The organism is Lysinibacillus sp. NPDC096382, assembly GCF_044762845.1.
Classification (GTDB): Bacteria; Bacillota; Bacilli; order Bacillales_A; family Planococcaceae; genus Lysinibacillus.
In genome coordinates, this window is sequence record NZ_JBIWFC010000001.1 from 604,166 (window position 1) to 616,847 (window position 12,682).

Annotated in this window: 14 protein-coding genes; 11 read left to right on the forward strand and 3 right to left on the reverse strand. The window is 35.5% G+C overall.

Annotated elements, in window-relative coordinates; genetic code table 11:
* Positions 1-29: 29 nt before the first annotated feature.
* Together ACIQZA_RS02875 and ACIQZA_RS02880 are read right to left on the reverse strand one after the other, a co-directional pair.
* A complete protein-coding gene (locus tag ACIQZA_RS02875; RefSeq protein WP_400935325.1) occupies positions 30-164 on the reverse strand; it encodes a hypothetical protein in 135 nt (44 codons plus the stop codon).
* Between the two features lie 124 nt (positions 165-288).
* Positions 289-1,188, reverse strand: a complete 900-nt coding sequence (locus tag ACIQZA_RS02880) for a coiled-coil domain-containing protein (RefSeq protein ID WP_402879845.1) — start codon at positions 1,186-1,188, stop codon at positions 289-291.
* A 355-nt stretch (positions 1,189-1,543) separates the two neighbouring features.
* Between ACIQZA_RS02880 and ACIQZA_RS02885 the strand changes: the two genes are divergently transcribed.
* The 5 genes from ACIQZA_RS02885 (at position 1,544) to ACIQZA_RS02905 (ending at position 5,831) form a co-directional block, all read left to right on the forward strand.
* A complete protein-coding gene (locus ACIQZA_RS02885) occupies positions 1,544-1,741 on the forward strand; it encodes a hypothetical protein (RefSeq protein ID WP_402879843.1) in 198 nt (65 codons plus the stop codon).
* 250 nt (positions 1,742-1,991) lie between these two features.
* The gene (locus ACIQZA_RS02890; protein ID WP_402879841.1) at positions 1,992-2,564 is read left to right on the forward strand and encodes a class I SAM-dependent methyltransferase; all 573 of its coding nucleotides are present in this window, start codon (positions 1,992-1,994) and stop codon (positions 2,562-2,564) included.
* Positions 2,564-3,157, forward strand: a complete 594-nt coding sequence (locus ACIQZA_RS02895; RefSeq protein ID WP_142508459.1) for a DedA family protein — start codon at positions 2,564-2,566, stop codon at positions 3,155-3,157. The genes ACIQZA_RS02890 and ACIQZA_RS02895 overlap by 1 nt, the downstream gene beginning before the upstream one ends.
* A gap of 471 nt (positions 3,158-3,628) precedes the next feature.
* A complete protein-coding gene (locus ACIQZA_RS02900; RefSeq protein ID WP_400935314.1) occupies positions 3,629-4,330 on the forward strand; it encodes a response regulator transcription factor in 702 nt (233 codons plus the stop codon).
* A gap of 31 nt (positions 4,331-4,361) precedes the next feature.
* Positions 4,362-5,831, forward strand: coding sequence for a sensor histidine kinase (locus ACIQZA_RS02905; RefSeq protein ID WP_400935530.1), 1,470 nt, complete (start codon positions 4,362-4,364; stop codon positions 5,829-5,831).
* A 38-nt stretch (positions 5,832-5,869) separates the two neighbouring features.
* Here ACIQZA_RS02905 and ACIQZA_RS02910 read toward each other — a convergent pair whose 3' ends face one another.
* Complete coding sequence (locus ACIQZA_RS02910; RefSeq protein WP_402879839.1) at positions 5,870-6,181, reverse strand: hypothetical protein; 312 nt, start codon at positions 6,179-6,181, stop codon at positions 5,870-5,872.
* A 285-nt stretch (positions 6,182-6,466) separates the two neighbouring features.
* Here ACIQZA_RS02910 and ACIQZA_RS02915 point away from each other — a divergent pair, with 285 nt between their 5' ends.
* The 6 genes from ACIQZA_RS02915 (at position 6,467) to ACIQZA_RS02940 (ending at position 12,619) form a co-directional block, all read left to right on the forward strand.
* The gene (locus ACIQZA_RS02915) at positions 6,467-7,318 is read left to right on the forward strand and encodes a hypothetical protein (protein WP_402879838.1); all 852 of its coding nucleotides are present in this window, start codon (positions 6,467-6,469) and stop codon (positions 7,316-7,318) included.
* Between the two features lie 117 nt (positions 7,319-7,435).
* Positions 7,436-8,530 (forward strand): sensor histidine kinase, encoded by a 1,095-nt coding sequence (locus ACIQZA_RS02920; RefSeq protein WP_402879836.1) that lies wholly within the window; start codon positions 7,436-7,438, stop codon positions 8,528-8,530.
* Positions 8,531-9,175: a response regulator gene (locus ACIQZA_RS02925; protein WP_402879834.1), complete on the forward strand. Its 645-nt coding sequence runs from the start codon at positions 8,531-8,533 to the stop codon at positions 9,173-9,175.
* 148 nt (positions 9,176-9,323) lie between these two features.
* Positions 9,324-10,256, forward strand: coding sequence for an ABC transporter ATP-binding protein (locus tag ACIQZA_RS02930; protein WP_402879832.1), 933 nt, complete (start codon positions 9,324-9,326; stop codon positions 10,254-10,256).
* A 12-nt stretch (positions 10,257-10,268) separates the two neighbouring features.
* The gene (locus ACIQZA_RS02935; RefSeq protein WP_402879830.1) at positions 10,269-11,522 is read left to right on the forward strand and encodes an ABC transporter permease; all 1,254 of its coding nucleotides are present in this window, start codon (positions 10,269-10,271) and stop codon (positions 11,520-11,522) included.
* Complete coding sequence (locus tag ACIQZA_RS02940) at positions 11,519-12,619, forward strand: ABC transporter permease (RefSeq protein WP_402879828.1); 1,101 nt, start codon at positions 11,519-11,521, stop codon at positions 12,617-12,619. The genes ACIQZA_RS02935 and ACIQZA_RS02940 overlap by 4 nt, the downstream gene beginning before the upstream one ends.
* The last annotated feature ends 63 nt before the right edge of the window (positions 12,620-12,682 follow it).

Sequence of the window (12,682 nt, forward strand, 5' to 3'; positions counted from 1 at the left end):
TGTTCCATTTTATCATATCAACGGAAAATTTATCTATATATACATGCCCCATTTGGTCCTGAAAATCCGAACACTTTACCTTTTTCGATTTGTAATTCCACATTCTGTACACTGTAAAAACTCCCAAACTTTTTAGTTAAATTATTGACCTCGATCATTGCCATACAATTCACCTCTTGGACTGTTTTTTATATTGAAAAAAGAACATGAATGGCTTCTTTAAAAAGACTCCTTCATGTTCTCTGCATAGAGATGTCAATTTTACATGTAATATCAATTTGAAGACATTTATTCTCCATAATAATCATTCAGTGCTACTTCTAAACGTTCTTCTAAGTGCTTCGAAATATAATTCAACACAAATTGCTCCTTTTCCATCTCAATTTGAGAGGAACGAAAAGTTTTTCTGAAAAAGCCTGCCTTATTTTCCATCGCAAATTGCTGTAATGCTTCTGTCCGTAATGTCGACACAATTCCATTTTCGATATGACGTTCACGAATTTTTTGAACAATATCCTTTACGCTACGCTCTTGCAGTTCCGAAATTTGTTTTTGTAGATTTTCATTTTTTTGTTTAAGTTCAACTGTTTCTTTTTGAATCTCTTCTACTTGAAGCTCCGTTTCCGAGGATACTAATTGAATGTTTTGAGCGAGAAAGTCTTGATTGATCGTTACTTGTAAGGATCCATGTTCTTCGTTTGGAGTAATATTGAAAAGTCCTGTTTGTATCATTTGTTGCAGAACATTTCCAAGAATATCAACTTTATTCGCTAAATCATCAGTGCCCATAGTTGTCGCAGTTATTTGATGTTTGAAGAGTTGACCGTTGTCATCAATCCCTAGTAAAAGTTTTAAGCCTCTGACGCGGTGTTCATCTTTTAACAGTAAAATCATACGAAGTCTTAAGATGGCAGGAAGATTCAACCGAATATTGGTGTTTGTGCTATTCGAAGCATTATCAAAAATATACTGTTCAAATGGTTTAATGTAATAGCGAAGCATCGCATCCGTAATTTCAAACCAACCTGCGACTTCTGCAATGGAATAATGATTTGATTCTTCAATATGCGCTAAATAGTCGTCATTATAAAGTATTTCTTCTAAAGGCGTATTTTGTATTTCGACAAACAATGGGTCATGCTGCACAATTCCGAGTACCGTTTCTTTTGCATCATTTAGTTTAAGCATCCTTTTACACCCCACTATATTTTTCCGAATAACTCTATATAGGTTTCTATTCTACTGGAAGCAATTGTATGACTATTTTGTGTAGGAAATAATCATTAGAACCAATGACCTGAAAACCTTTTCTGACTCTTAAGGGAAATTTAAGTCGTATAAAGTGGGGGAAATGTTGAAGTAATAGGGTAGAAGGGTACTCATTTAACGTGTACTCCAATTTGTACCCCTCCTATTTGGATTGCAGACTAGGCGACTCCTTAGGGATTAACGTCAAAGACAATGATATAGGCAGCAAGTGGTAATACACAGTAAGAGAAGTCTTCCACAGATAATAATAAATATATCGTTTTAACAGGCACTTATGCTACAAGACAAGCTGGCTAAAAATGTTTTAGAAGTATTAAAGCATCGCTTTTGTTGGGTTGCATATATTGAGCCGGATGGAGCTAGATGGCGTGCTAAAACAGGAACGTTTACTGGAATGGATGCAGCCAAAGCAGGAGCAAGTAAAGTTGAAATAGCTTGGTTGGCCCAGGTAACAAATATAGAAGCTGAATAACCCAGAGCCCCGTACCCAACTCGTACCTCACATGAGAATACGATGAAATACTAATAAATAAAATTTACCTTAAATTACGCCCTACATAAAGAACATGAAAACATAGACTTAATCATAGTTAGCCCATTATAAATAAAGGTAAATAATGTGAACTCTTAAGAAAAATTTAAGAAATCTCCTCGCAATTCTTTAAGAAATACCTTTTATAGTAAAAGTATCTAATAATTACTCATGATCGGGGAGAAAAATTATGCAATTAATAACGTTCCTTACTGAATTTATAAAACATCCAAAAACTATAGGTGCGATTTCACCTAGTTCAAAAAAACTAGCCAGAAAAATGGTCGAAACAATTTGTTTTAAAAATGCCCAATGTATTGTTGAACTAGGTCCGGGTACAGGTTCATTTACGAAAGAAATAATGAAAAGAAAAGAGCCGTCAACAAAGTTAATTCTTATTGAGAATAATGAAATTTTTTGTGAAAAGCTACGTAAACAATTTGAACTTGAGCCAAGTGTAATCGTTATCCATGGATCGGCTGAGGATTTATGCATGTATATGTCTGCATTAAATATCGAAAAAATTGACTATGTTGTATCTGGATTACCTTTTACATCTTTGAATCCTGCCATTTCCGCACGTATTTTACGGAATGTAAAAGATTGTTTAAAGGACGGTAAATTTATTACATTCCAATATTCACTTGTTAGGAAATCCTTTATCCAAAAATATTTTGAGGATATTTCACATGAAAAAGTATGGATTAATTTGCCGCCTGCCTATGTGCTAAGCTGCAAACTTGGAAATGTGAGGGCTAGTTAATGGGGCTACAGGATCTTTTATCGTATATCGAGCAATATGGTTATTTTGCTTTATTTTTCAGCTTATGGCTAGGAATCGTGGGTATGCCACTCCCAGATGAGATGATCGTGATGAGTGGTGGCTTTATGTCTTCGTTAGAAAAAATGAGTGTGTTAAAAGCTTTTGTAATAACTTATCTTGGTGCAGTTTCAGGACTTTCCTTAGGATTTATCCTTGGTAAAGTGTTTGGCCATAAAATACTTGATAAATTGGTGAAAAAGAACAAGGCTAAGTATTTATTAAAGTCAAAAGAACTAATAGATAGATATGGTCATTTCGCTTTAGTTATAAGCTATTTCATACCAATTGTGAGACATATACTTCCATACTTAGTAGGTATGAACAACATGTCGTTTAAAAAATACGCTTTGTATTACTATTCAGCAGGCTTTGTTTGGACATTAATATACTTTACACTTGGTTTGTTCTTTGGAAAACACATTGAAAACATTTCCATACTAGCAACAAAATACGGTATATATTTTGGCGCTTTTGTCGGTATTATAGGGTGTTTTTATTATTTTTATAGACGAAAATTAAAGACGGCATTGTAAGGCGTTTTTATTATTTTTATATACGAAAAATAAAAAAATAGTTAAAATTAGGTTCATCACCAAAAGTTGTGGATGCTTTTGTTAAAACTTCTACTATGTAAATAGTTGATTTTCGTTCCGACTGGGCGACTCCTCGGGGATCAGCGATAGAGGAACGAAGGCTAAAAGCATCACATCCTGTGATAACGCCTTTGTGACCAACATCGTGTTGGCCCGAGACCCTGCAGCGCAGCGGATGTTTTCTGTGCGAAAGCGTAGCGACAGCAACAACAAAAGCGGCTCATCGGACGCCCTCAGGAAGCTCTGCTCTGCGCGAAAGCGAAGCGTCAGCGGCAAATGTTCTCTGTAGCGAAAGCAAAGCGACAGCTACAAAGCGCCCAGTCGGTACGGAAATCAACCGCACGTTATGGTACTAGGTCTGATTAATATACAACCTGATAGTTTACTATATTTTGAAATTGGTGGGATTAGATGACTCAAGAAACAATACTTATAGTTGATGATGAAAAAGAGATTAGAAATCTTATTGCAATTTATTTAAAAAATGAGGGCTATGATGTTCTAGAAGCAAGTGATGGAGAGGAAGGCTTAAGTCTTTTAAAGAAGCATCAAGTACATTTAATTGTCCTAGATATTATGATGCCAAAAGTGGATGGCATCGAAATGTGTATGAAGGTAAGGGAAATAGCCGAGATGCCAATTATTATGCTGTCAGCAAAGTCTCAGGATATGGATAAAATCGTTGGATTGTCATTAGGGGCAGATGATTATGTAACAAAACCCTTTAACCCTTTAGAGCTAATTGCGCGCATAAAATCTCAGCTTCGTAGATATATCAAAATGAATCGACTAGATAGGATGAACGAAAATGAGATAGAAATTGGTGATATGCGAATCAGTACCGACACACATGAAGTAATCGTCAACAATGAAAAGGTAAAGCTTACGCCAAGGGAGTTTTCAATTCTTGAGTTACTTGCAAGAAATCAAGGCATAGTCATGAGCGCTGAGCAAATTTATGAAAAGGTTTGGAAGGAAGAGGCTATACAGTCTGAAAATACGGTAATGGTACATATACGGAAGATTCGAGAAAGAATTGAGACAACACCAAGAAATCCTCAATATATTAAAACAGTATGGGGAGTAGGTTATAAAATTGAGAAAGATCATTAAGCTAATACTTTTCTTATTAAACAAACTAAAAATGTTCATTGTAACTGCTATAACAAAAGTTCGGCGAAGCATTAGAATTCAATTATTGACGACTTTTATTCTTTGTGCATTTTTAGGTTTACTTGGAGCAAAAGCCGCACTTTCGTTTGCTTTGAATATCAACCCGGCAGTTAAGATTGATTATAGTCAAGGGATGCAGGAAATAAATGATCAAGCGCAGCGTGCCGCAGATCTAGCCAGCAATGAAAATAGTTTAGCAGCATTACAGCAAATGATTGAATCAGAAAATCATAAATTTGAAATGGAACAAAGTGCATTAAAAGTAATCGTTACCGATGAGAACGGAAATGTTTTATACAAAACAAAGCAAGTGGAAGAGAAACAAATCAATTTGCATTATAAGATTCGGAATGTAATGGACTTTGCGATTAACCATCCACTCAATAATTATGAGGTACCAGCAATCGAGCAATTGAGGCAAGAATTCATTGCATTTTATCCTTTAACTATAGAAGATAAAAACTTATATTTGTTTGTCAGCGGTATTCCTGAAGGGATGGTTATCGCAAGTTCGAATGAGGGCCTTATCCCATTATTTAGTGCAATTGTAGTTTTTACATTTTCATTCTTATACATAACGAAACGAAAAATGAATCAAATTGAGTTGTTGGCGGAGGGGGTTATGGAAATCGCTAAAGGAAATTTAGCCTATCGCATTAAGAAAAAAGGGCAAGATGAGATTGCTGTATTAACAGACAATGTAAATCATATGGCCGAAGCAATTATGACGAATATAGAGATGGAACGAAGGATTGAAAAACAAAAAAATGAATTGATTACTAATGTCTCGCATGACCTACGAACACCACTTACTTCGATTATGGGTTATTTAAGATTGTTAAGAGATGAAAAGTACGACACGAAGGAGCAATATGATGAGTATGTAAAGATTGCTTTCTCAAAATCCGAACAGTTAAAGAACCTGATTGAAGATTTATTTGAATATACGAAGCTAACGAATGAGAACATTGTCCTTGGGCAACAAGATATATGTATGAATGAGCTTCTCGATCAGTTAATTGAGGAGTTGATTCCGCAAGCGGAGGAAAACCATCGTACATTTATTAAAAATTTCTCAGAGGAGCGGATCTTTGCGACAGTAGATTCTGAAAAAATTGTCAGGGTCTTTGATAATTTATTAATGAATGCCATTAAATATAGTACAGGTAATGGCGAGATTTTTGTTTCTCTTGAAAGAAAAGAAAGTAATGTTCAAATCTGTGTCGCTAATGAAAGTGATGAATTTACATCCGAAGAGCTAACGAGCTTATTTGAGCGATTTTATAAAAAAGATCAATCTAGAACAAGTGTAGCGGAAGGTTCGGGGCTTGGACTTGCTATTGCTAAAAGCATTGTAGAACTACATGGGGGCAAAATTGGCGCGAAGTATACGGATGGTATGTTGCAGTTTATCATCGAACTTCCTGTTACAGCTTTATAATAAATAGCAAGGTAGCATTAGTGCAATGCTACCTTTTTTCACGGGTGGTGAATTAGTTGCTCAATAGTGAGAATATGTTTGGCATTAGAGTGGGGGAGGCTCTTTTGTAAGTGCAGAAAAATATTTTTGTCCTTAATAATAATTTGAATTTCTGTATAGCTATATTGTTTTTGGACTTCTTGAACATATTCTGTAATTTTCAATAAATGACGTGGGTCTTTTATTTCTACTTCTACAAAAAAGGGCAGCGTTAATTGATGTAAACTTAAACAACCGCGACGAATCCAAATCGCTTCATTATCGTAATAACGGATAGGTAATTGGCGATTACTTGCGATAAATAAGTCCATTTATGTCTCCTTTTTTATACCATGATGTTAATAGTGACGGATAGAACGATCAAAGTGACGGATAGGATCGTCAAAGTGATGGATAGAACGATCAAAATGATGGATAGAATCGTAAATCTGATGGATAGAGAACCCTCAAAGACAGATACGCATATATCAATCGTCTTTAGAAAATATTTTAACGCAATTGATTGTACTTCGTCATCTTACAAGTTTTTGAAGAATTTCTTTTCTAATTACGTCAATACTATATGTTATATTTGGCTGTAAAAGGGGGACATTTTGATGAAGAAAATGGTGCTATTTACATTATGGCTACTTTTTGCAGTTTGCTTTAGCCCAATATTTGTTCACGCTAAGGAGAACCAGGAAGAAGACTTAAAGAAAATTGTAAGTAGATTTATGCCATCGAATGCGTCGCTTATAAGCCCTAAAAATCCTTGCTCCACACGGCCAATTCAATTTTATGACTTTGACCACGATGGACAGAAAGAAATAATATTCACTTATAAAATTAAAGCAAAGGATTACCCTTCTCAGTTTGGATCAATAGTGCTAAAAAAACACAATACAGATTGGCGAAAGATTTGGGAAACTAAAACGCAAGGTGTCGATTTGGATTTTTCTGGTTTGGTAGATATTACTGGTGATGGCACAAAAGAATATTTATTTGGTGTGACAATTGGAGCGGCGATGGGAAGCAATCTAGAAGTGTTCCAATGGATCAATAACTCATTCGAAAAGATTGCTGAAGTTCCTTATCATAAAATGGACTTTGTAAATGGTGTACAAAAAGTTGGTCTAGCAGTTTGGCAAATGTATATTGGTGATAGCTATTTAGTGGATGTACTAAAATGGAATGGTGAAAAGTTGGTCTATAACGAAGAATTATATTCAAATTACTATCCGATCATCGAAATGTTTTATAAAGAAAAAATTTCAAAAATGGATGCCTGGTTTTATTGGTATTGCCTTGCAGATGCCCAAATCAAAGCAAATAAACTTGAAGAAGCATCTAAATCTATTCAAAAGGGGATTGCATTAGTTAAAAAATTATCCATGGAAGATGTAATCGAAGACTTTAATGATTTAACTGTAAGGCTGGAGAACAAGAGAACGGATGTCCAAAAACGCTAGACATATTTATGGTAATGTCTAGTGTTTTTTTTATTGATATTTGTAAGTGAATACATTTTAAGGAATTGAAAAGATGTATAATAAGTTGAAAATAATAGAAGAGGATGGAGTCAATCTATGAACTATTTTCTCTTTCGCAATAGTTGTATATTGCTATTAATGACGATTTTCCTAGTTCACACTTATTACACGGATGCATCATTAACAGACGCTTTTTTCATCTGTACGGTTATTTTAACTTTATATTTCATCACACCTCTCTTGAAAAAGTTGCGAGTTATAAGTTACATAACGATTGTTCTTATATTATTTTGTAGTGTATTTGTTTCACTTAATATAATGTATGCATTGCCGATTTTGGCTTTCTTTATAATAGAGGGCGCTTTTCTACTACAGGCAAAGTTTTATTATTTTCTTATAGGAATCTTGACTGTAATCGGTATGATATTTGTCCTGTTACGGTGGCTGCCATTATACGGGATGCTAATGCTGATTGCTCTTTCTCTATGTTCATTGGGGATGCGTCATTACATTCAAGCATACAGTGAAAAAAGTATTTTGTATCAAGAATTATTAGGGCAATATCGTGCATTAAAACGTCTATCCGTTGAGCAAGATCAGCTTGTACGAGCAGAAGAGCGCACAAAAATTGCACGTGATATACACGATTCGGTAGGACATAATTTAGCTGCATTACTCATGCAAGCAGAGATGATATCTATTCAGTATGGGCATGACGCGTTAGATGATATTAAGCAATTAGCGCGTAAAAGTTTAAACGAAACAAGGTATGCGGTTCGGCAATTAAAATCGAGCGAGGCATATGGCATTACATCGGTGCTACACTTAATTCGCAGGCTAGAGATGGAAAGTCGTTTACATATTCGTTTTACTATTGAAAAGGGAGTACTGTCATTACCCATTTCCAATAAGCAAAGCATAGTGCTTTATCGCGTTTTACAAGAATGTTTAACAAATGCGATGAAATATAGTGATTCAAAGGAAGTCGACATCATTTTAGGGAAAGATTCATTACAACATATTAGCTTTCAAGTTAAAAACAAATCAATGAAACAGACACCGCTTGTTCATGGTTTTGGGCTAAAAAATATGACTGAACGAATACAGGAAATTGGCGGAGAGTTACGCATACATAAAACGGAGCAACAATTTATAGTTGATGGATCTTTTCCGATGAAGGGGAGAGTTTGAATGAAAAAACGAATTTTACTAGTGGAAGATCAAACTATTGTACGAAATGGTCTAAAAATGATGATTGAGCAAGATGAGACATTGCAAATTACGGCAGAAGCAAGCAATGGGCGGGAGGCTTTAGTATTACTTGAGAAAGTATATGTCGATCTTGTGTTAATGGATATACGCATGCCAGAGATGAGTGGAATAGAGGCGACAAAGCATATACGCAGTCATTTTCCACATGTAAAAATACTGATTTTGACAACATTTGATGATGAAGAGTATGCCTTCCAAACATTAAAAGATGGTGCAAGCGGCTTTCTAGTCAAGTCGTCCGAACCAGCAAAGCTAATAGCGAGCATTCATAGTGTATTAGATGGGGGCATGGTTATTCAAGAAGATGTTGCCGCCAAGCTAATGCCTAAGTTGTTGCAACAAACGACTGCAAAAGTCTCAACACCACAGCTTTCTACGCTAACAGAGCGTGAATTAACGATTATTCAATTAATTGGGGAGGGTAAAACGAATAAAGAAATTGCGGATTCGTTATTTTTATCGGTTGGTACAGTGAAAAATCATCTTACACATATTTTACAGAAACTTGCACTACGAGATCGGACCCAGTTAGCGATCTATGCTGTACGGAATGGAATTGTATAAAGCATGATATAAGCATTCATAATGCATTTCATTTGGCAAACCTTATTCGCCCGGTATAAAAAATGACTTCAGTCACTGCCTTTTATGACGGAAGCTAGTCGTCTACTCAATATGCAACTGCTATTCTTTAGAGAAAGGGGGCCGTTGAATGATTGAAGTAGTTAATCTAACAAAAACATTTAAAAAAGTAAACGCTGTGGATGACGTGAGCCTATACATTGAGTCAGGCGAAATTGTAGGACTTCTTGGACCGAATGGCGCTGGAAAATCAACGACAATTGCGATGATGTCGACTTTGATTCAACCAACAGCTGGTGATGTCTTATTACAGCATAAAAGCATTTTAAAAAATCCAACTTCTTTACGAAAAGTACTAGGGGTTGTACCGCAAGAAATTGCCTTGTATGAGGAACTAACAGCACGTGAGAATTTGGAGTTTTTTGGGAACGTCTATAAAATTCCGCATTTGAAATTGCAGGAACGGGTTCGTCTAGTACTTACACAAATCGGACTCGAAAATGAGCCGAAAAAACTTGTTAAACATTTTTCTGGCGGGATGAAAAGACGTTTAAATATTGGTGTTGCCTTACTTCATGAGCCTGAATATTTAATTATGGATGAGCCGACAGTTGGCATTGACCCGCAATCGAGAAAGTATATTTTAGAAACTGTGAAGAGGCTGAATAAAGAGGCCAATACAGCGATTATTTATACGAGTCATTACATGGAGGAAGTTGAGTATTTATGTGATCGCATTTATATTATGGATAAAGGGCATATAATTGCAGCTGGCAAAAAGGAAGAAATTAAGGCGATATTATCTTCAGAAAAAACGATTGTCTTAAAGCTAGAAAAGCATTCAAATGATTTTGTTGATGTGCTTATGAAACAAGGCTTTTTATCTAATTTCCAGGTAAAGGATGCGGATATTTCCTTTAGTGTAGCGAAAAATACCAATTTCCTTCCGATGTTATTACCTTTATGTGAGAAGCATGACATAGTTCTTAAAAGTTTTCATGTCAAAGAGCCGACATTGGAAGATGTGTTTTTACATTTAACTGGTAGAGCATTAAGGAATTAGGGGGGATCCGTGATGTTTTTAGCACTTATTCGCAAACAGTTAAAAGTATTGTGGCGTCACCCTCAAGAGTTGGTGATTTTACTAGTAATGCCGATAGGACTTATATCTATAATAAGTTTTGCGATCGGCTCATTAATGGATGGGGATAATAGTCCAATTGATGTAAAGGTTGCGATTGTACAACATGAGGATGAGCAGCAAGAGTTCGCGGCATTTTTGCAGGAATCACAAGATGAGATGAGGACTGATGTACATTCACGGGAAAGCCTTAAACAAATGCTACCCATTTCTATGCTCTTGCAATTGCTAGAGCAGGAGGATATGCGACAATTTATTACTGTCTCTCAGATTGCTTCAAGTGATATGGATGTGCTTAAAAAAGAAGGAGAGTACGATGTAATACTTGAAATACCAGCAGGATTTACAAAGCAATTTTATACATCACTTTTCGCGAACGGAGATATTCCAGCCTTACATGTGTATTTAAACGAACAGAAAGAAATTGCTTCAACGATTGTACAAAATATTTTAAAGTCATTTCAATATCAATATTCGCTTATGGCAGAGCTTAGTTCAAAAGGGTTATTAACGCGGGATGTTATATTACCAAAAGCAGATATTTCATCTACCGTTCAGACAGTGAATCAACAGGAGCCCGTCTCAACGAGTGTATATTATACGTTTAGTATGACTGTCATGTTTATTTTATATATAGCAGGGACAATCGCCAGTCAAGCATTTTTAGAAAAGCATATGCATATTTTTGATCGTATTTTACTAGCAAATATCCATCCGATCATTTATTTATTAGCGGTTATTGTTTCAACTGTTATTTTGTCATTCATTCAAGTGTCCATTGTATTTGTAGTTGTCTATCTTATGCTTGATATTTCATTTGTACAATTGCCTTTACATTTACTCGTGACATTGATGCTGGCAATTGTTGTTGGGAGTATTGCTGCATTACTATCAGCTGCTAACTACCGCTTTAATTCGGCAGAGTTTTCTAATGTGTTTGGTTCAGTTATCGTATCAATTTTAGCTTTATTTGGTGGTAGCTTTTTTAATTTAAGTACCTTTGCACCAACACTTGCGAAAATTGGGAGCTGGACACCGAATGGAGCAGCCTTACAAAGTTATTTAACGATACAGCAAGGTGGAGGGCTTGGCCAGATTTCATCTTATTTATGGATATTAACGGCTGTAGCAGTGGTTTGTACAACAATCGCCTTTTTATTGTTCCCGAGAAGAGGTGGTATTGCATGATAAATATACTCAAGACAAAATTTTTATTATTAAAAAGAAAGCCTAGTTCATTAATCTTAACTACTATTATTATATGTCTTTATGCGTATTTGATAGGGCAAGGACAACAAACAAAGCAGCCGATTGCAGTCCATTCGACTTTAAGTGAGGAAATGACAAAGCAAGTATTGACTGAGTTAGAAAGTAATAAAAATTACGAATTTACGATTTATAGTGAGGATGAAGCAACAGATTTAGTTGAAACGGGTAAAGTCGATGTAGCAATTTTATTACAGGAAGCCGGCTATAAGTTACTGGTGGCTGTTGATTTTATGAATTCCAAATTGGTTCAGCATGAACTAGACCGAATTTATAGTCAGGTGGTTCAAAATGATGCGATGATAAAAGCTTTTCCTACAGATTTGCAGGATGAGGTAACAAGTGCGATCGCAGTAGCGAAAACAGCTCCATCATTTGATATTCAGTATGCAAACTTTGCCAATGAAAAAGGATTTAAATGGGACTCTGGACTTCACACTCTATTTGGCTTTGCACTGTTTATGGTCATTTATACGGTATCCAACGGTGTCAATCATATCGTCATGGAGCGTAGAAATGGTATTTGGAATCGTTTAACGGTTTCAAATATTAGTAAATGGAAAGTATATGCCGCCAATCTAGCTTATGCGTTTTTAATAGGCTATCTTCAAATCGTATTAGTATTTTGCATTTTTTATTTTGGGGTTGGTGTAGAGTTTTACGGAGGGTTTGTAGCAAGTTTAATCGCAGTCATACCGTATCTATTGTGTATCGTTGCACTATCCATATTTATCGCCTCAATTACGAATACACCTAGTATATTTAATACAGTGATGGCGTTTCTTGCAGTACCATTTGCGATGCTAGGTGGCGCTTACTGGCCATTAGAAATCGTTACTTCTAAAGTAATTTTAGCTCTATCTTATATTTCGCCAATCACATATGGTTTAGAGATTTTAAAAGGTGTGACGATTAATGATAGTTCTTATGTAGAGTTATTACAACCTTTAAGCCTACTATTATTTATGACAGTCGTATTTATGGGCATTGGAATTAGTGTCATGGAGAAGAAAAGCTAAAATTTAGCGAACTCCTTGCCAAAAGTTAGCAATCTCCCGTAATGAAAAAAATGTAATACCTGT